Annotated in this window: 19 protein-coding genes; 10 read left to right on the forward strand and 9 right to left on the reverse strand. The window is 30.8% G+C overall.

The window, feature by feature from the left end; all coding sequences use genetic code 11:
* Window positions 1–597: 597 nt before the first annotated feature.
* The 4 genes from GYM73_RS03500 to GYM73_RS03515 all read left to right on the forward strand — a co-directional run bounded on the left by GYM73_RS03500 (window position 598) and on the right by GYM73_RS03515 (window position 4,756).
* Complete coding sequence (locus GYM73_RS03500; RefSeq protein WP_160542314.1) at window positions 598–1,638, forward strand: RHS repeat domain-containing protein; 1,041 nt, start codon at window positions 598–600, stop codon at window positions 1,636–1,638.
* Between the two features lie 14 nt (window positions 1,639–1,652).
* Window positions 1,653–2,129, forward strand: a complete 477-nt coding sequence (locus GYM73_RS03505; protein WP_160542313.1) for a hypothetical protein — start codon at window positions 1,653–1,655, stop codon at window positions 2,127–2,129.
* Window positions 2,130–2,666: 537 nt separating this feature from the next.
* Window positions 2,667–3,617, forward strand: coding sequence for a hypothetical protein (locus tag GYM73_RS03510; RefSeq protein WP_220234157.1), 951 nt, complete (start codon window positions 2,667–2,669; stop codon window positions 3,615–3,617).
* Between the two features lie 548 nt (window positions 3,618–4,165).
* Window positions 4,166–4,756, forward strand: a complete 591-nt coding sequence (locus GYM73_RS03515) for a hypothetical protein (RefSeq protein WP_160542311.1) — start codon at window positions 4,166–4,168, stop codon at window positions 4,754–4,756.
* A 394-nt stretch (window positions 4,757–5,150) separates the two neighbouring features.
* Here the strand turns inward: GYM73_RS03515 and uvrB are convergent, their stop codons facing one another.
* The 8 genes from uvrB to hemG form a co-directional block, all read right to left on the reverse strand.
* The gene (uvrB, locus tag GYM73_RS03520) at window positions 5,151–7,157 is read right to left on the reverse strand and encodes an excinuclease ABC subunit UvrB (RefSeq protein WP_160542310.1); all 2,007 of its coding nucleotides are present in this window, start codon (window positions 7,155–7,157) and stop codon (window positions 5,151–5,153) included.
* 278 nt (window positions 7,158–7,435) lie between these two features.
* Window positions 7,436–8,056 carry a bifunctional nuclease family protein gene (locus GYM73_RS03525; RefSeq protein WP_166003343.1) on the reverse strand — a complete coding sequence of 207 codons (621 nt, stop codon included), beginning with the start codon at window positions 8,054–8,056 and terminating at the stop codon, window positions 7,436–7,438.
* A 152-nt stretch (window positions 8,057–8,208) separates the two neighbouring features.
* Complete coding sequence (murI, locus tag GYM73_RS03530; protein ID WP_105297369.1) at window positions 8,209–9,030, reverse strand: glutamate racemase; 822 nt, start codon at window positions 9,028–9,030, stop codon at window positions 8,209–8,211.
* A 28-nt stretch (window positions 9,031–9,058) separates the two neighbouring features.
* Entirely contained in the window at window positions 9,059–10,192 is a 1,134-nt protein-coding gene (hemW, locus tag GYM73_RS03535; RefSeq protein ID WP_220234158.1) for a radical SAM family heme chaperone HemW, read from the reverse strand.
* A 352-nt stretch (window positions 10,193–10,544) separates the two neighbouring features.
* Window positions 10,545–11,282, reverse strand: a complete 738-nt coding sequence (locus tag GYM73_RS03540) for a uroporphyrinogen-III synthase (protein WP_105297371.1) — start codon at window positions 11,280–11,282, stop codon at window positions 10,545–10,547.
* A gap of 6 nt (window positions 11,283–11,288) precedes the next feature.
* Entirely contained in the window at window positions 11,289–11,930 is a 642-nt protein-coding gene (locus GYM73_RS03545; protein WP_220234159.1) for a DUF4271 domain-containing protein, read from the reverse strand.
* 24 nt (window positions 11,931–11,954) lie between these two features.
* Window positions 11,955–12,830, reverse strand: a complete 876-nt coding sequence (locus GYM73_RS03550; RefSeq protein ID WP_160542307.1) for a carbon-nitrogen hydrolase — start codon at window positions 12,828–12,830, stop codon at window positions 11,955–11,957.
* A 68-nt stretch (window positions 12,831–12,898) separates the two neighbouring features.
* Window positions 12,899–13,438: a menaquinone-dependent protoporphyrinogen IX dehydrogenase gene (gene hemG / locus GYM73_RS03555; protein ID WP_220234160.1), complete on the reverse strand. Its 540-nt coding sequence runs from the start codon at window positions 13,436–13,438 to the stop codon at window positions 12,899–12,901.
* A gap of 154 nt (window positions 13,439–13,592) precedes the next feature.
* On the opposite strand from hemG, the gene GYM73_RS03560 reads away from it, so the two are divergent.
* Both GYM73_RS03560 and coaE read left to right on the forward strand, forming a co-directional pair.
* Window positions 13,593–14,219 carry a hemolysin III family protein gene (locus GYM73_RS03560; RefSeq protein ID WP_220234161.1) on the forward strand — a complete coding sequence of 209 codons (627 nt, stop codon included), beginning with the start codon at window positions 13,593–13,595 and terminating at the stop codon, window positions 14,217–14,219.
* Between the two features lie 7 nt (window positions 14,220–14,226).
* Entirely contained in the window at window positions 14,227–14,826 is a 600-nt protein-coding gene (gene coaE / locus GYM73_RS03565) for a dephospho-CoA kinase (protein WP_220234162.1), read from the forward strand.
* On the opposite strand, the gene GYM73_RS03570 is transcribed toward coaE, so the two are convergent.
* Window positions 14,819–16,033, reverse strand: a complete 1,215-nt coding sequence (locus tag GYM73_RS03570; protein WP_220234164.1) for an RsmB/NOP family class I SAM-dependent RNA methyltransferase — start codon at window positions 16,031–16,033, stop codon at window positions 14,819–14,821. The genes coaE and GYM73_RS03570 overlap by 8 nt on opposite strands.
* A 130-nt stretch (window positions 16,034–16,163) precedes the next feature.
* Between GYM73_RS03570 and GYM73_RS03575 the strand changes: the two genes are divergently transcribed.
* The 4 genes from GYM73_RS03575 (at window position 16,164) to GYM73_RS03590 (ending at window position 18,922) form a co-directional block, all read left to right on the forward strand.
* Window positions 16,164–16,868 (forward strand): alpha/beta hydrolase, encoded by a 705-nt coding sequence (locus tag GYM73_RS03575; protein WP_220234165.1) that lies wholly within the window; start codon window positions 16,164–16,166, stop codon window positions 16,866–16,868.
* A 117-nt stretch (window positions 16,869–16,985) separates the two neighbouring features.
* On the forward strand, window positions 16,986–17,951 hold the full coding sequence (locus GYM73_RS03580) for a PorP/SprF family type IX secretion system membrane protein (RefSeq protein ID WP_160542301.1): 966 nt from the start codon (window positions 16,986–16,988) through the stop codon (window positions 17,949–17,951).
* Window positions 17,952–17,967: 16 nt separating this feature from the next.
* Window positions 17,968–18,492 (forward strand): isopentenyl-diphosphate Delta-isomerase, encoded by a 525-nt coding sequence (idi, locus tag GYM73_RS03585; RefSeq protein WP_220234166.1) that lies wholly within the window; start codon window positions 17,968–17,970, stop codon window positions 18,490–18,492.
* Between the two features lie 19 nt (window positions 18,493–18,511).
* The gene (locus GYM73_RS03590; protein WP_160542299.1) at window positions 18,512–18,922 is read left to right on the forward strand and encodes a secondary thiamine-phosphate synthase enzyme YjbQ; all 411 of its coding nucleotides are present in this window, start codon (window positions 18,512–18,514) and stop codon (window positions 18,920–18,922) included.
* Window positions 18,923–18,959 lie beyond the last annotated feature (37 nt).

Here is an 18,959-nt window from a genome sequence, read left to right on the forward strand (position 1 = left end):
ACATATATTCTTTATAATCAACATTATAATATATGCTATTGTGTTGTATTTTTTTGATACAAATGGTTTTCAACACATTTTCAAAAATGATTTGAGTGGCTTTTTAACAAGGAGTTCTTTGCTATCTCATACTTTTGTATCAATCATTATGATGATACTTTTTTCAACAGTGTTTTTATCTTGGATGGAAAAATAAATTAAATCAAAACCCCTCGCCGAACGAGGGGTTTTATATTACCTTTTATTCAATAGGTCAAGCAGTTCCAGTTCGTTGATAGAAATGGGAGATTTAATAATAGAAAAAATATTATAAAAGTCGAGCGGTTGGTGGCAACAAGTTTCTTTTTTATATTCCTGTTCCTCCATTAGGGCTGTTTGTAAAATTTTGCAGGAGAGGCGATAGTGTGCCCAGGTTTTGTTAATAAGGATTAGATGTAATCTTTACTAAGGAGGTTAGAAACTCTTTGGGGTTTTTGTTTTCGACTTTAAATTTGTTGTCATAAAATTTAGATTAAGTATGAATAAAAGAGGTATGTCGCTGATAACAAATTTAAACGAGTAGAAAAAGCTTTGTGACTTTTACCCATACGCCTTCCAATGTATTTTTCACAACATTGTTACTCATTTATCACTAACTTAGATGGCGAAATAGTGCAGCATGTAGAATATGTACCGTTTGGAGAAGTGTTTATAGAGGAGAGAAACAACAGTTTGAATACCCCTTACTTGTTTAATGGAAAAGAGTTAGATGAAGAAACAGGACTGTATTATTACGGAGCGAGATATTATAATCCAAGAGAGAGTGTATGGTTAAGTGCGGATCCATTAAGCGGATATAATCCGATGATGGAAGTAGAACACTACATAGACGGTCAACACAACAGAGGAGTCTTCAACTCATTTAACTTAAATACGTATGGATACACCTATCAAAACCCTATAACAATGGTAGATCCTAATGGTAAGCAAGCGCATTTTATGCATGGAACAGGTGATTGGGATGCAAATACCTACTTTAAAGGAAGTTTTGAAGATAAGTTTAAAGCAAGGTTTGGTACATTTGATTCATGGGGATGGTCAGGAAGTTTATTCAGTAGAGATAATGCATTTTGGAACGGAAAAGAAGGAAGAATTAGTGCAGGACATAGAATAGCAAAAGATGTTATAAAATCTATTAAGAATAATATTTCAGGAGGAAAATACAGAGGAAAAGGCATTGCTATTGGAGGTCATAGTCATGGAGCTAACGTGGCCAGAGTAGTAGCAAAAGATGTATATAAAGCCTTATCTTTAATGGTAAGTAAAGGAGAGTTAGATGAAATACCTGCTATAAACTTAGTGATGGTTAACGTTCCTACCATAGTTAATGAGTCGGCATATAGTTTAACACCTGTTGAACAGCTTCATATTAATTCCATTCAAGTAGATTCGAAAGTCGATCTTGTAGCTGGAGCAGGTCAGGGAATTACAGGTTCAGGCGCTTTGACAAATGAATTTTATCAAGATGCAAATTCACGTATAGAATATAAAGATCAGTTAAAAATAGATATGTTTGGTTGTGGAATGTCTAATCATTGTGGACATGCAGATGCAAATGTAAACGTTTGGTATCCCAAGGTAGAGAAAGACTTGAAATAATAAAGAATTATATTATGAAAGTAAAGAAATCAGTAATAATACTTTTGTTGGTTTTTATATTCTGCACATCATTTATTATATGGTTCTGGCCGGTTAGAAATGATGATTATACAGAAATAACTTATCAGGAATTGCCCTCAGATGTAAGAAATAAGTTTAAGGAAGTATATAACTATAAAGAACCCCCTAAAATATCATCTAAAGGAGATACTTTATGGTATTCTCCGCCTTTTGTAGAATGCTATAATATGAATATAGATTGTCCTTGTAAAATATCATCTAAAGGAGGAATTATAAGAGATATATTTTTTGTATTTACTTCTTGTGCTAAGACAAAAAAGATGTCTTGGGGAATATTGCAAAGAGTGTTTATTATAAAAAATGATTCTATTTATTATCCATGGAGTACTAGTGCTGGCACTAGAACGGGAGAGGCTAGAGCATTTCATGTAAAAATAGATACATTAAAATTTAGAGTAGAAAAGATGTAAATATATCTTCTATCTAAATTAATAAATAAAAACCCCGTATTAATCGGGGTTTTTCTTTTAAAGTTCTTTGTTAAGTAAATCTAACAACTCTAACTCATACTTAGGAATAAGGGAGCGAATGAAAGCAAAAAAATTATAAATATCCCATTGATTGTGTTCTGTGTAATTAGGGAAAGAGATTTCTGCCAGTAAAACCGTTTGGGTAATTTTAAAATTAGATTTAAGAGTAAAGCCTAAGTTTTCGTAGTCAGGAATAGTTTTAAGCTTTTCTAAAGTAACTAAGAAATCCTTAGGTTTAAAGACTTTTTTGGGGATGTCATGATGAAAAAGGGTTAATTTAACGAAAAAATCAGGTCACTAACAATGAATTCTACTAGGTGTAAAATTACAAGTTTGGGTATCACCAAAAACGCAAGGATCAGGAGTAAGAACTCAGATCATTAGTAACAAATATACGTATGACGCTGTTAGCAATGTATTAAGCGTATCCAACCAAGCCCCGCTACCTCAAGACAACCAAAAGACTATGGGTGACAAATGCAACATGACTATGCCTATGATGGACTTTACCGCTTATTACAAACACAAGGAAGTTACACAGGAGCGGATAACAAAACGGCCGCATACCGCTTACAAATGGGCTACGATAACTTACATAATATAGTAAGCAAAAACCAACAGGTAAGTCAACAAGGCATAATGATTGAAGGCGGATTAAAAGCAGGTTATGACTTATCGTATACCTACGATTCAACGAAAAAGAATCAAATAAAAACCGTTCAAGACATAAATTACAGAGAAGAAGAAAGTAAAGAAGAAGAAAAACGCCAAGAGCACAAGAATTATCACTATGATTTAAACGGAAATCTAACCTATGTAAATGTAGAATTAGAGAAGAAGGATTTAAGAAAAACCAGCCAAACGCAAGAAAGGAAATTACGCTGGGATGAAGAAAACCGATTAATGTCAATAGATGATTATGGCTATGTAAGTAACTATGTATACGATGCTTCAGGAGAACGAGTAATCAAAACAAGCGGCGAGAGCGAACAAGTGTATATCAATTCCTTATTCTCAGGCGGGAATACCGAAACACAAGGATTCACGGCCTATATTAACCCATACTTAGTAGTAAGTCCTAATGGAAAATATACCAAACATTACTACGCAGGAAGTCAACGAATAGTAAGTAAATTGGGAGATATAGAAAGCTTTGGCGCAGATCCGAGAAGAATAGAATATGCAGGATCAACCGTACCCGGAGTAACGATCAACTGGAAAGCGAAATACCAAAGAAGCATTGAAGACTTAAAAGGGAACTATGCGTACTTTGAAGTACCGTATAACGGAAAAGACAATGATGATTACGTAAACGGGGAAGGCTTCTGTTGTTCTCAGAATACAGCCTTAAGAGCAGGGATAGGAATCGGCAATGTGAACTATGAGAAAATGCAGTATTATTATCATCCTAATATTAGTAGGAGATAAAGTTGATAATAAATTAAAAATGTATAAAAAAAGATATAGAAAAAGAATGTGAGTTTGTTATAAAATTAGATAATAATTCTAATTCGGAAATAGTGTGTAAAAAAGATCAATATAATGTAAATTTAGTTGAAAATTTAGGAGCAGAAGAACCTATATATTAATTTTTAAGTATAATTTTCAAATAAATACTTCTATGTCCGCTAAGTAATTTGCTTGATTTTTTTTATTACTCTCTAAATCTATAATTTAAGTAACGAAAATTAAGTATAAATCTAAGTTATGATCGTAACAGTGGACTGCTAATTAAAGGATTGAACATTACTTTTATAAATATTTTAATTGAATAATTTTAATCAATATAAAATTTATCTATAAAAATTATATATTTGTCGGCTATTTTAAAAATTTATTGAATTGTGAATTGATCTTTATATGGAGTTAAACTATATAAATTAAAATCTTAAAAAAATATCGCTACTATAAAACATTTTCAAGATATCTACTAAAATTTATTTAATCTAAAATTTATATAAACAAACAATAACATTATGAAAAAAATTTTATTATTATTAATGATAACATTTAGTATGTTTTCATATGGACAATTTAACAAATTAGCTCTTCCGGCAAAAGTTTATTTAAAAAATGGAGAATTAAAAGAAGGTAAAGCTTATATTAATGATCAGCGGTCTAGATTAGGTATAAATGGAGTAGGCTTCGGTAAAAAAAATAAAAAATACATGAAGGAGATATCTTTTACACCTACAAAAGCTAAAGGTGGAAAAAGTGAAGAAATAAATGTAGAAAATATAGATAAAATAGAATTTGAAACCAGATCAAAAATGTTTGGTAGAGAAACTAAAATCGCTACATATAGACCTATTTTAATTGAAAATGAAGTTCAATTAAGCAAAGAAATTGTTCCGAATAAATTATATGCTTTAGTAAAAGTTCAAACGATTGATATGACTGATAAATTACCCGGAGACGATCATGCTCAAAAAAAAGTGTATTATATTAAAAATGGTGATTCTTATGAGAAAACAACATTAGCTTCTATAAAGATGAAATATAAGTGTTCAATGGATGAGGATGGAAATCGAGAAGAAAAGATAGCTAAATGTCTAGAGGGGAAATAACTATTAACTAATATTAATTTTTAAAATATGAAAACCCCGCTTTATAACGGGGTTTTATGATATTTATATAAAAATCCGGAATTATGAATTCTAAATGAAATCATAATATTTCGTAACAAATAAAATAGAAAAAGTTCAATAATTTCAAATTAGAAAAGTTTCAAAATAAAAGATATTCAATCATCCATCACATATTAAAAAAACTTTTTCAGTTTATAGCCATAGTATGTATTGTTAATGTTAACTCTATCCCTAATTTTTATCATAGGAAAAAAAATATTCAATGAAGATTTTTAATTAATCCAATAATCAATCTAATCCCGTTTAATAATTATATATATTTTTTTAAGCTGCTATTTTCTAATAAAATAGATGTATTACTAAAAAATACTATTTAATTAGATAAATTCATTTTATCCTTTAAAGCCTGTATTTCGTCTCTATATTGAGCAGCCGTTAAGAAATCTAAATTTTTAGCAGCTTTTTCCATTTCTTTTTGTTTTTTAGAAATAATTTTTTCTAAATCTTCTAATTTATATTGAGGTTCATCTTCTGCCACTTTTTTAATTTCATGTCTTGGAGCATATGATTTCACTTCATTGTCCAAATTATTAATGGAAATATTGGTTATTTTTTTATTTAATGGTTGAGGAGTAATATGATGTTCTAAATTATATTGATTTTGAATTTCCCTTCTTCTGGCAGTTTCATCGATCGTTTTTTTCATGCTATCCGTCATTTTATCCGCATACATAATAACCTTACCGTGAATATTACGAGCGGCTCTACCCGCGGTTTGCGTTAGAGAACGATGCGAACGTAAAAAACCTTCTTTATCGGCGTCAAGTACAGCAACTAAAGAAACTTCTGGAAGATCTAATCCTTCACGTAATAAATTTACACCAACTAAAACATCGAATTTACCAATACGTAAATCCTGCATAATTTCAACACGTTCCAACGTATCAATATCTGAATGAATAAATCGAGTTCTAATTCCAAATTTCGTAAGATATTTAGTTAATTCCTCCGCCATACGTTTAGTTAGCGTAGTAACTAATACCCTTTCATCCTCTTCAATTCTTTTTTGAATTTCAGCCATCAGATCATCAATTTGATTTAAAGAAGGTCTCACTTCAATTATAGGGTCCAGTAATCCGGTCGGACGAATAATTTGTTCAATGTATATACCTTCACTTTTCTGCAATTCATAATCAGCAGGAGTAGCGCTAACATAAATGACCTGATTCTGCATCATTTCAAATTCCTCAAATTTTAAAGGACGGTTGTCAAGTGCAGCAGGAAGTCTGAAACCATGTTCTACCAACGTTTCTTTTCTGCTTCGGTCTCCTCCGTACATGGCATGAACCTGAGGTAAAGTAACGTGACTTTCATCAATTACCATTAAATAATCTTCAGGAAAATAGTCTAATAAACAGAAAGGTCGGGTTCCGGGTAGACGACCATCGAGGTATCGAGAATAATTTTCTATTCCCGAACAATATCCTAACTCTTTAATCATTTCCAGATCAAATTCAGTTCGTTCTTTTAAACGGTGAGCTTCCAGATTTTTACCTACTTCATTATAATAGTCGACCTGCTTACCTAAATCAATTTGTATGTTTCGTATAGCATTATTTAATGTTTCCGGAGAAGTCACAAATAGGTTAGCCGGATATATATTGATACTTTCAATAGAATCAATTACATTATTAGAAACATAATCAACATTTTCAATACGTTCAATCTCATTTCCGAAAAATTGAATTCGTATTCCTGTATCTGAATAAGCAGGAAAAACATCGATTACATCCCCTTTGACTCTAAAATTTCCTCTTCCAAAATTGATTTCAGAGCGAGAATATAAAGCATTTACCAAAGATTGCAGTAATTTAGTTTTTGAAATAGCCTGACCCACTTTTAATGAAACCATGCTACTTTTAAATTCTACCGGATTTCCAATACCATATAAACAAGAAACAGATGAAACCACCAATACATCTCGTCTGCCGGAAAGCAGGGCAGAAGTAGCGCTTAAACGTAATTTTTCAAGATTTTCATTAATGGACAGATCTTTCTCTATATACGTATTGGTAGTAGGCATAAATGCTTCAGGCTGATAATAATCGTAATATGAAACAAAATATTCTACTGCATTATTTGGAAAGAATTCTTTAAATTCCATATAAAGTTGGGCAGCCAACGTTTTATTATGCGCCAGGATGATAGTCGGACGTTGAATTTTTTCAACCACATTGGCAATAGTGAAGGTTTTACCCGAACCGGTTACTCCTAATAGAGTTTGATACTTTTCATTTTTTAATATTCCTTTGGAAAGTGATTCTATGGCCTGAGGCTGATCGCCTGTGGGCTTAAATTGAGAAACTACTTGAAATTTCATATATTAAAAATATAAATGTAATAAAATATATATTGATAGTACTCTTTTTACTAAAAAAGGTTTTTTACTGTATAAAAACAAATATGTTAAGGCATTAATTATCATTTGAAACCTAGGTTTCAAAAAAAATGTTACATTAAATTAAGTAATGTTTTATTTACTTAAATAAGGAAGATAATAAATTTAAAGTTTGAATCTTAAATTTATAAATAATAATCAATTAATTGATGTTAAAATATTATAAAATAATGATAAATTTAAACAAGTTGTGAGATAGATTATTTTCGTTTAACGAGTTCATCTCTTAATTTTGCTGCAGTCTCATAATCTTCATTTTCTATAGCTTTAGAAATTAAATCATTAATCTCGAAATCGGTTAAATGGGCAAATGAATCTTCAATATCATTGATATTCAATTGATTTTCAATGGTATCTAACGCCTTTTCAAAAGTTGATTCAGTGGCTAATTCATCTTCATTCATTTCCATATATACCCCTGCTTTTTCCAAAATTTCTTTAGTGGCATACACGGGAGCTTCAAAACGCACGGCTAAGGCAATGGCATCAGAAGTGCGAGAATCTATTTCAATTTCCTCATCGGTATCTCTGTTTTGAAATAAAATATTGGAATAAAATATTCCGTCTTTTAATTTATATATAAAAACAGCTTTTACAATAATATGAAAACTTCTTGCAAAGGTAGTAAATAAATCATGAGTAATAGGTCGGGGAGGAGTAATATCTTTCTCTAATGCTAAAGCAATGGATTGTGCTTCAAAGCTTCCTATAATTACAGGAATTTTCCTTTTACCAAAATCTTCTTCTAAAATAAGAGCATAAGCTCCTGTTTGAGTTTGGCTGTATGAAATACCTCTAATATGTAGTCGAATTAGATCCATAAATTATATATTACTCAATGAAAACATAGTAAATACTGAAATAACAATGCAATTTACGAATTTTTTTTAGAATTTTTTAATAGATATTTATTTTAGGGGTATAAAGGAACTTTTCTTTATATAAATTAATAAAATCCTTTTTTATTGATAAATTAATTTCTAATAATATTAAAAATATCAACAATTTTAAGATGTATGCAGCTTCCAAAAAATTTCTTTGCCAATTTAGAAAAAGTAGGCGTTAAATCGGAAACATAAAATTCATACAAAGGATTTTTAGATTGTGAAGTCAATTTTTTATTTTCAAGGTCTTGTTTAATGTAATTGGCAACGATCAGTGGAGAATCAATAACTTGTATTTTATTTAAATAGAAATTTTTAACTTCATTAATAATGATAGGATAATGAGTACACCCTAAAATTAAAGAATCTATATTTTGTAGCTTTTTATTAGTTAAATACGTTTTAAGAACTATAGAAGATATTTCATGATTATTAAAACCTTCTTCAATTACCGGAACCAGCAGGGGAGCAGCTAGTTCATGAACATTAATATGTGGATTTAGTTTTTGAATGCTTTTTTTATAAATATGAGAAGAAATGGTAGATTTGGTGGCTAACACACCTACATTTTGATTAAAAGTGAAGGCTACTTTTTCAGCTACGGGTGAAATAACATCATATACCGGCACATTTTTTTCATTTGCCAAAGCAATTACTTCTTTCAAAGCGTTGGCAGTGGCTGTATTACAAGCAATAACAATAGCTTTGCAATTATTTTCGAGTAAAAATTTAGTTATTTTTATCGAATATTCGGTTATAACTTCTTTAGATTTATCTCCATAAGGCAAATGTTTTGAGTCTCCGTAATAAATTAGACTTTCATGAGGTAACAATCGTTTTATTTCCTTCGCAATAGTAAGTCCTCCCATTCCGGAGTCAAAAATACCAATAGGTCGATCTTCTTCTTTCATTGGTGCAAAAATAAGTGTTTATAAGTTATTAATCAATGAAAAAAAATTGGGCAATAATTCCATCCGTAAAAAATAAAGATTCTGGATGAATAGTTACTGTTTGATTGGATATTCTTACTTTTTTAGTTGCTTCCAGTTTCTTTAGTTCTTTATAAAAGTGTTTCATCAAAGAAGATGAAAATTCTTTCTCCAATTCTTCGATATTGATCCCCCAGAGGGTACGTAGTCCCAACATGATTTTTTCATTAAAACGATCTTTTTCACTAATTACCTCTTCCTCATAATTGAGTATATTCTTTTCGATTGCTTTAAGGTATTGGATATTATGGGAGACATTCCAGCTTCTTTTATCTTTTCCATTATAAGAGTGGGCGGAAGGCCCTATCCCCAAATAAGGTTTATTTTTCCAATAGGAAGTATTATGTTGAGAAAAAAACGTTTCTTTTCCAAAATTTGAAAATTCATATTGGATATACTTATGCTCAATTAATTTATTTCTAAGCATTTCAAATTGAATCGCTTGTTTTTCCTCATCAATAGGTGGAAGTTTATTTTTTCTGATTTGAGCTTCAAAAGCGGTTTTTGGTTCAACTGTAAGCGCATAGGATGAAATATGAGGAATTCCTAGAGAGATAGCTTTTTCAAGAGTATACATCCATCTTTCATGGGTAGTAGTTTGTGCCCCATAAATCAAATCTATCGTAATATTGTTAAAACCAATATCTTGAGCGGATCGAATAGATTGAATTGCTTCATCCGCATTGTGGTTTCGATTCATAAATTTGATATCCTCATCAATAAAAGATTGAATCCCTACACTTAGACGATTTACTGGAGTTTGATTTTTGAGGAAGTGAAGATATTCTACAGATAAATCATCCGGATTTGCTTCAAAAGTAATTTCCTTAGTTTCAGACATATCGTAATGTTCCTTAATTATAGTAAATAAGTATTCAAGTTCTTTATAATTAAGGATTGAAGGAGTTCCACCACCAAAATATATGGTCTTAATGGGGCTAATCAATTCATTTTTTCTTAAAATCAATTCTTTACCTATAGCTTGTATCAATTGTGATTTATAGTTGAATTGAGTTGAAAAATGAAAATTACAATAATTACATTTTTTTACACAAAAAGGAATATGAATATAAAGTCCCGACATAGTAAAATCATTGCAAAGATATTACAACTCAAGGAAATGTTGAATCATTTTAATTAATTTAACTTGATTTAATTAATGCTTTTTAAGCAAATGATTACGTCCTAATATCTGATAAATAGTATAATGAAGATTAAATTCACTTATAAAAAGTAGTAAGTTAAAAAATGTGTATTATCAATGAATGAGTTTTATAGATATCGGAAGCTTAAGAGCTAAATGTGCCTTACAAGTATTTAAATAGGTAATAAGTAAAGCAAAGTTAATATGTAAGTAAGAAATAAAATAAAATTTATCAATACAGTAAAAAAAAGCTCAAATTTAATTTTAAATTTGAGCTTTATATTTTATAAATTTATTGTAAAAAATCATCCAAAGCTTTTGCCATTGATGGACTTTCTTTGGTTGGTGCAAAGAAGTTAACAGTTAATCCTGCTTCTTCAGCAGCTTGTTTGGTGGAATGACCAAATATACCGATACTTATCGAATCTTGTTTAAAATCTTTATAATTATCAAATAAGGATTTGATACCGGAAGGACTAAAAAATACCAAAGCATCGTATTCTTTAATATCTTTAATTTGTGAAGCCACATCGCTACTTACTGTACGGAAAAGTATAGCTCGGGTATAATCTACTCCCGATTTGTCTAATGCATCAGGGATATCCTGGTTAAGCACATCAGAAGTTGGTAAAAGATATTTTTCATTAGGGTTCTTCTTCAAAAGAGGAATCATATCTTCCGCCTCTTTCTCTCCAAAATAGATTTTTCTTTTTCGGTATACGATATATCTTTGAAGATATAAAGCAATAGCCTCAGATTGACAAACATATTTCATGGAATCAGGTACTGTAAATCGCATTTCATCGGCCAGTCTAAAAAAATGATCGATCGCATTGCGGCTGGTAAATATGATTGCGGTAAAATTAGAAAAATCGATTTTTTGTAATCTAACATCTTTTGCATCAGCGCCCTGCACATGGATAAAAGGACAAAAATCAATTTTTATTTTATGCTTTTTTTCAATGTCAAAATATGGTGAACTATCGCCAGCGGGCTTTGATAGAGAGATTAAAACGGATTTTATTTTCATAATAAATTAAAATTTATCTCCTAAAAACACTAATTTTAAAACATATAGTGCCGGTAAGATTTCGAAAGCGCAAAGGTACAAAAATTCATAATAACCAGGAAGTTTTATTTGATTTTTAATGAAGAACATCAGCCAAATCCATTCTGTAACCAGTAAAAATGATAGCGTTCCTACCACAAGATAAGGAGCATATTGAACCGAAATATCTGTATAATATATTGTAAAACAAAGTAGTATTGTAATAAACAATTTGATAAACAAAAAGATAAATCGATTATTATAATTAATCTGATATTCTTTGTTTTTTCCTAATATCAAAAGAAAGCCGTTTCCTAATGTATAAGAAGATACTTGATATATGGTTAAAATTACAAATAATGAGATTAATTTTAAAGCTTCCGTATTGTAAAAAGGAATTACTACCGTAAAAAAAGGAAGAAGAGTTAAAGCCAAAATAACTGTATAAACAAAACTACATATAGCAACATACATAGTAAAATTCTCATTTTCGGTAGGTATGGACCTAAAACGGAAAATGGGTTCATCTTTAGGAATTAATAAAAATCTCGAAATAATCAATAATAGTAAAGATCCTAAGAGAATAAAATTTACCAGATTGTCCCCTAAAGGTATTTTTGTTATTTCCAAAATTTAGATGATTTACTCTATAAATTAATCTTCATCAATAAAACGTTTGGTAATAGGAGAATAAGAGTCAATACGACGATCTCTTAAAAAAGGCCAATGCACTCGGTAACTGTCAGATTGTTCGGTTTCAATTTCCACGACCATAACCTCTTCATTTTCATGAGAAGCTTGTTGTAAAATAGTGCCGAACGGATTAGAAACAAAAGATCCACCCCAAAATTTCATCGCGCCGTCTTGTTCATATCCCACACGATTAACACTTACTGTATGCACTCCATTGGCAATTGCATGACTTCTCTGAATGGTCTGCCATGCATTATATTGTTCGATGTTGGTGTCTTCATCTTGAGTAGAAGCCCAACCAATAGCAGTAGGATAAAATAGAATTTCAGCACCCAATAAAGCCGTAATTCGTGAAGCTTCAGGATACCATTGATCCCAACAAATTAATACTCCAATTTTAGCATATTTGGTTTGAAAAACCTTGTATCCTAAGTCACCCGGAGTAAAATAAAATTTTTCATAATATGCAGGATCATCAGGAATATGCATTTTGCGATATTTTCCCAAATATTGACCATCGGCATCAATAATTGCAGTAGTATTATGGTATAATCCTTTGGCTCTTTTCTCAAAAAGAGAAGCAACAATAACTACATTTAATTCAGCTGCTACTTTTCCCAATCGGTCCGTAGTGGGGCCGGGAATAGTTTCAGCTATTTTAAAATTATCGTAATTTTCAACATCACAAAAATACAGGGATGTAAATAACTCTTGAAGACAAACTATTTGAGCACCTTGTGAAGCTGCTTTTTTAATTCCTTCAATTGCTTTCTCTATGTTATTCTCAATATTATTGGAACAGCTGGATTGTACCAATCCGATTTTTACTTTTGCCATTACTTAAAAATATATTTTCAAGGTTTTTTCACTTACAAAAATAAGTTTTATTTTATAAATTATAGTGCTCAAATGGCATCAATTTGAGAATTAAACTCGTTGGCAAAATTTTTAACCTGTTTCCAATCTGTGTATTCAATTACGGTTGAAGAATCTGTAGGACCTTTAGTCATTGTCATAATAAGCTGAATCATGAGCCTGTCAAAAGTTGAATAGGCAGGATAATTTAATAAGCCACCAAATAAACCTATAAGGTTTGGTTTCCATTTAATTTTATTTAAAAATTTTTTAGCGTATGGATTATTTTCAACCAATCTTCTTTCTTTATTTCTCGATATTAAACTTATTGAGAAAAAAGCATTCGGCATCGAACTGAGTTCTTGAGAATGAGTATTGATATATTTTTTTACTTTATTTCTGTGGAATCCATACCGAATACTAGCCCCGATAATTACACCATCAAAGTTAGAAAGAGAGGGAATTGGATCATTAATTGATACTATAGTTACCGTCGCTTTTAAAATACCAGAAATGAACTTGGAAATTTTAATGGTATGACCATCGGTAGAAGAATATATAATCAAAACTTTTTTTTCTTTTGATGACATATGACAATAAAGTTTTTAGTGACTGCAAAATTACTTATAATAAATGTAATAGCCGGTATGTATGAATAAAGCTTTCATGAATAAGAAGTGTTAAAAATTACAAAATTAAATTTCAGATAAATATATTTAGTAACTTTGTTAAAAGTTAAAGGTAATGACTCAAATAGCCAGAGATAAACAAGAAATTTTAAATACTATTTCGCATGGAATGGGAATTGTATTGGGGGTTGTCGGACTTATATTTCTATTAGTAAAAAATAATAATAGTAGTTTATACAGTACCTTAAGCATTTGGACGTTTGGTCTTTCGCTCATCATCCTATATACTTCTTCAACCATCTATCATTTTTTTGTGAATGAAAATTGGAAGAAAAAAGCTCGCGTTTTAGATCATATGAGTATATTTTTACTTATTGCAGGAACGTATACGCCGATTTGTCTGATCACATTGGAAAAAAGTTCGGGATGGACGCTTTTTACTATCGTTTGGACTATAGCAGCTTTAGGTATTATCATGAAAATTTTTTTGACCGGTAAGGTTGATAAGTTATCTTTACTTCTTTATTTGGTTATGGGTTGGCTTTTGGTATTCGACATAAAGAATATCGCAAATTCTATGACTTCTCAGGCTTTGATTTTTTTAGTTCTGGGAGGAGTTTTGTACACTCTGGGAACTATATTTTATGCAAGGGATAAGATGCCTTATGCTCATTTTATATGGCATTTATTTGTTTTAGGAGGAAGCGCATCCCATTACGCCATGGTATACTATATTATATAAATTTTTAATGAAAATAGTTGGATTAACAGGAGGAATGGGGGTAGGAAAATCGACGGTAGCCAATTTATTTGAAGATTTTGGTTTTCCGGTGTTTAATTCCGATACAAGAGCAAAGGAACTAATGGTTGAAAATGATGAGCTCAAAAGGAATATAATTTCACTTTTAGGGCAAGAGGCTTATGAAGGAGACACATTGAACCGAAAATATATAGCAAAAAAAATCTTTACCGATAAAGAACTTCTTAAAAAGCAGAATCTTTTAGTTCATACTGCTTTGCAACACGACTTTCAGTTATGGAAAAGTAAACAGAATGCCCTATTTGGAATCAAAGAAGCAGCCATTTTATTTGAAAGTGGTTCTTACAAGGATTGCGATTTTACGATAGCTGTTACTTCTCCCGATCCTCTACGGATGCAAAGAATACTATCCAGAGATCATTTATCCGAAACTGAAGTTAAAGAACGTATTCAACATCAATGGCCTCAGAGTAAAATTGTAAAATTATCCACCTTTCATATAAATAATGATTCGGATTATGAAAATTTAAAGAATCAGGTCATTCAAACCGTCAATATCTTAAAAAGTAAATGCAAACAGACTAGCTAGTTCGGACGATTTTAGCCATATAAAACCCATCAAAACCACAAACGGATGGCATCAATTTTTTCTCTTCAATCAACTGATAATTGGAGTTTTCTTTCAAAAAGTTTTTTACTTGTAAAGAATTTTCAGATGGTAAAATGGAACAAGTTGCATAAACTAGGATTCCGTCTTTTCTAACAAGTTTGGAATGGTTTTGCAAGATTTGTCTTTGTTCCTCTCTAACACGGTTAATAAACTCTTCATTTAATTTCCATTTTGCATCCGGATTACGTCTTAACACACCCAAACCGGAACACGGAGCGTCAATGAGTACTCTATCTGCGCTATTTTCTAGTCTTTTTAATGTTTTAGAATCTTCAATAACTTTAGTTTGTATATTGTGAGCACCATTTCTGCGAGCTCTTTGTTTTAACGTTTGCAATTTCCATTCATGAATATCCATGGCAATAATTTGGCCTTTGTTTTCCATTAAAGCAGCAAGTTGTAATGTTTTACCACCGGCTCCTGCACATGAATCGATAACTCTCATCCCGGGTTTTACGTCAACAAATTCTCCCACTCTTTGTGAAGACGCATCTTGAATTTCAAATAAACCGTCTTTAAAAGCTTGTGTTTTGAAAATATTTTTCTTCTCTTCCATTATAAGAGCATTTTTGTATCCACTGATAAAATCAACAGTTATATTTTCTTCACTCAAAACGTCTTTAAGTTCTTCTGCTGTGATTTTAAGAGTATTAGCTCTTAAGATGGTTTGTGCCGGAACGTTTAAAGCTTTTATTTCTTGGCTCCATGAATCGCCCAATTCTGATTCCAACACTTTTTGCATCCATTCAGGAATAGAATATTTTATGGCTAGAGTGGGAAAGGGAAGTTTAAAACGATCCTTAATCTTTTTTATATATACTTTTTCGAATTCAGGAAATGGTTGAAGCTCAATTTTATTACGGAGTAAATACGTGGCGATTATACTATCAATAGATTCGGGAGATAGCTTCTTATTTGCAAAAAATTCCAATTGGTTTTTCCAGCGTATAATCTCATAAAATGATTCAGAAACAAAGCCACGGTCTTTGCTGCCCCATTTTTTATTGAATTTCAGGGTTCTTTCCAACACCTTGTCCGCGTATTTATTGGGCTCGAAAAAACTTTCTTCTAAGGCTTTATGTAAACCTATTATTAAATTTCTGTGTAACTTTATCTTTGGAATCATTTCGTATGAAAATATTTGCAAATATATAGGTTAATTATAACATGTATCAATATTTAAGCTAATGCATTGTACAATAAAAAATACATTTGTATTATAACAGTAATTACTTAACTACAAAATAAATAAAACTATGAAGGTATATTTCATTCCGGGATTAGGAGCAAAATGTCAATGTTTCAAGTTCATTAAGCTACCTGAAGGATTTGAAAAAATATATATAGAATGGCATCTTCCTGAAAAAAATGATAGTTTATCTACTTATGTCCGAAAGATGTCAGAAAAAATAGATCAATCCGAACCTTTTATATTAGTCGGTTATTCTTTTGGAGGCGTCATTGTTCAAGAAATGAATAAGTTTATGAAACCGGAAAAAACCATACTGATAGCAAGTATGAAAGATAAAATCCAAATTCCTGAATTATTTAAAATCTTAAAGAAAATTAAATTCGCAAAATGGTTTCCTATGAAATTTTTTACCGGAATGAAAATGCTTTCATATGCATTTATGAGATCCGTCTATTTTAATACAATACCATCCAAAAAACAAAAAAGAAATCAAATTAAGTTAGACGAATTTGTGGTAGATTTAAATTCAGATTACTTTAAATGGTCCATTGATCAAATTATAAATTGGTTACCCGAAAAAGAATGTGAAAAAATATATCAAATTCACGGAACAAAAGATATTATTTTTCCATTTAAAAAGATACATACCAGTTATGCTACCACCCAACAACCCCATCTTGAAATAATAGAAAAAGGATCTCATCTTTTAGTATTGGAATTACCAAAAAAAGTGAATAAAGCATTAGAAAATATAATATTAAATGAATAAATAATAAAAATTGATGAAAAAAAAATTAAAACATTACTAATACTTAAAATATTTCTTTTTTTAGTAAGTTTGTACAATATATAAACGTTTATTTAGATTCTAATTTAATAATTGCTAATGAGATCATTTCGACTTTTTTTATTTTTAATGCTATCATTTTTTCTAACTAAAGTAAAATTATATGGACAACAAAGTATTCCTTTTGATCAACAATATCTTTTGTCGGATAAAGTGTTGATTAATCCGTCATATACTGGATCTACTGATGATATTGTATTAAAAGCTACGTATCATCAACAATTTAGCAATTTTAATGAAAGTCCGAATACTCAAACCATCAGTACCCATTTCAATGCTTTTGACAGGGTAGGATTGGGGGCATACTTTTTTAGGGACGAAAACGGTCCGATTACACTAACAGGAGCTAATATTTCAGGAGCCTATCATATTCCTTTAACGGATGAAGAGAACAGATCGGAAAGTCAGTTTTCATTCGGAACTTCGTTCAGTTTTTTTTCACAATCATTTGAATATTCCAAATTGAGACCGGAAGATGCGAATGATCCTCTATTATATGGTGATAAATCTGTATTTTTGCCTTACCTGAATTTAGGGATGTCTGTAGCCTATGAAGGTTTCTTTGCAGGAGTTTCTGTACAAGACATACCTTTAGGGAAAAACAAACCGGTGGTAAACTCCATTGAACCTTCACCTTCTTGGTATTATTTGAATTTAGGCTATAATTGGGAATTAGTAGAATCCTTTTTTTTAGAACCCTCATTTATGATGAGCTTAAATACAAATTCCGAAAGAATGATGGATTTAAATTTGAAAGCCAAATATAAAGATGATTTCAATGCTTTTGCTTTAGGAGTTAGTTATAGAACAGCCAAAGATTCTCAAGTTAGCGGCGGTCTTTCCGTAACACCATTTTTACAAGCAGAATTAGGCAGATTAAATTTTACTTTTGGCTATAATTTTGGAATTACAGACGTATTCAAAAAAGGAGGTGATGGATTATTGGTAGGTTTAGGGTATAATATAGAAAACTTTATAAATCCGCAAGGATTTCGTTACAGATAGAAGAATTTTTGAAAAGATGACAGAATACGTAGTTTTAGTGAATGAGAAAGATGAGATAGTAGGTGAAATGGAAAAGCAAGAAGCCCATATAAAAGGTGAATTGCATCGAGCATTTTCAATATTTATTTTCAATAAAAAAAAGGAACTTTTAATTCAACAAAGAGCAAAAATAAAATATCATTCCTCTTTGAAATGGACCAATACTTGTTGCAGCCATCCTAGAATTGGTGAAAGTTATATGGATGGAGCGCATCGGAGACTTAAAGAAGAATTAGGATTTGATTGTGAATTGCACAAAAAGTTCGATTTTATTTATAAAGCAGAGGTAGGAGACGGGCTTATTGAACATGAATATGATTATGTTTTCATAGGCCAATACGATGGAGAAATAGTTATCAATCCCTTGGAAGTAGAATCGATAAAGTGGATAAACTTAACCGATTTAAAAAAAGATATTGATTTGCATCCCTCTAATTACACTGAATGGTTTAAGATTATATTCGACAAATATGAAAAATATATTGAACATTACACCGGTTAATTTTTAAACATTAAATCCGATGGTATCTCAAATAGAAATTGTTTTAAAAGAACGAGCCAGAGGTTTTCATTTGATCACGGATGAAATAATCAATAAATTACCGCACCTTCCTCCGGTCGGAATACTCCATCTTTTTATTAAGCATACATCTGCAGGTTTAGCTATCAATGAAAATGCCGATCCCGATGTCAGATTCGATTTAGAAAATATTTTTAATCATCTAGTTAAAGAAGGAGAACCTTACTATACCCATATTTATGAAGGGGAAGATGATATGCCTTCCCATGCTAAATCCATACTTTCAGGAACGAGTGTATCGATACCTATAACCAATGGTAAACTTAATCTAGGAACTTGGCAGGGTTTATATTTATGTGAATTTAGAAATAGAGGAGGAAACAGAAAACTGGTTGCTACTATATTAAGCTAGTTCAGCCTTTTTTAACCCCTTTTTAATTTTTATTATT

This window comes from Apibacter sp. ESL0432 (genome assembly GCF_019469225.1).
In the GTDB taxonomy this organism is placed as follows: domain Bacteria; phylum Bacteroidota; class Bacteroidia; order Flavobacteriales; family Weeksellaceae; genus Apibacter.

Excerpts from the sequence above, each read along its gene's own strand:
- GYM73_RS03580 (WP_160542301.1), top strand. The coding sequence starts at position 16,986 with ATGAGATCATTTCGACTTTTTTTATTTTTAATGCTATCATTTTTTCTA.
- hemW (WP_220234158.1), bottom strand. The coding sequence starts at position 10,192 with ATGTCGGGACTTTATATTCATATTCCTTTTTGTGTAAAAAAATGTAAT.
- coaE (WP_220234162.1), top strand. The coding sequence starts at position 14,227 with ATGAAAATAGTTGGATTAACAGGAGGAATGGGGGTAGGAAAATCGACG.
- murI (WP_105297369.1), bottom strand. The coding sequence starts at position 9,030 with ATGAAAGAAGAAGATCGACCTATTGGTATTTTTGACTCCGGAATGGGA.
- GYM73_RS03575 (WP_220234165.1), top strand. The coding sequence starts at position 16,164 with ATGAAGGTATATTTCATTCCGGGATTAGGAGCAAAATGTCAATGTTTC.
- GYM73_RS03570 (WP_220234164.1), bottom strand. The coding sequence starts at position 16,033 with ATGATTCCAAAGATAAAGTTACACAGAAATTTAATAATAGGTTTACAT.
- GYM73_RS03540 (WP_105297371.1), bottom strand. The coding sequence starts at position 11,282 with ATGAAAATAAAATCCGTTTTAATCTCTCTATCAAAGCCCGCTGGCGAT.
- GYM73_RS03515 (WP_160542311.1), top strand. The coding sequence starts at position 4,166 with ATGAAAAAAATTTTATTATTATTAATGATAACATTTAGTATGTTTTCA.
- GYM73_RS03550 (WP_160542307.1), bottom strand. The coding sequence starts at position 12,830 with ATGGCAAAAGTAAAAATCGGATTGGTACAATCCAGCTGTTCCAATAAT.
- GYM73_RS03505 (WP_160542313.1), top strand. The coding sequence starts at position 1,653 with ATGAAAGTAAAGAAATCAGTAATAATACTTTTGTTGGTTTTTATATTC.
- GYM73_RS03560 (WP_220234161.1), top strand. The coding sequence starts at position 13,593 with ATGACTCAAATAGCCAGAGATAAACAAGAAATTTTAAATACTATTTCG.
- GYM73_RS03510 (WP_220234157.1), top strand. The coding sequence starts at position 2,667 with ATGCAACATGACTATGCCTATGATGGACTTTACCGCTTATTACAAACA.
- GYM73_RS03525 (WP_166003343.1), bottom strand. The coding sequence starts at position 8,056 with ATGGATCTAATTCGACTACATATTAGAGGTATTTCATACAGCCAAACT.
- hemG (WP_220234160.1), bottom strand. The coding sequence starts at position 13,438 with ATGTCATCAAAAGAAAAAAAAGTTTTGATTATATATTCTTCTACCGAT.
- idi (WP_220234166.1), top strand. The coding sequence starts at position 17,968 with ATGACAGAATACGTAGTTTTAGTGAATGAGAAAGATGAGATAGTAGGT.
- uvrB (WP_160542310.1), bottom strand. The coding sequence starts at position 7,157 with ATGAAATTTCAAGTAGTTTCTCAATTTAAGCCCACAGGCGATCAGCCT.
- GYM73_RS03500 (WP_160542314.1), top strand. The coding sequence starts at position 598 with ATGTATTTTTCACAACATTGTTACTCATTTATCACTAACTTAGATGGC.
- GYM73_RS03590 (WP_160542299.1), top strand. The coding sequence starts at position 18,512 with ATGGTATCTCAAATAGAAATTGTTTTAAAAGAACGAGCCAGAGGTTTT.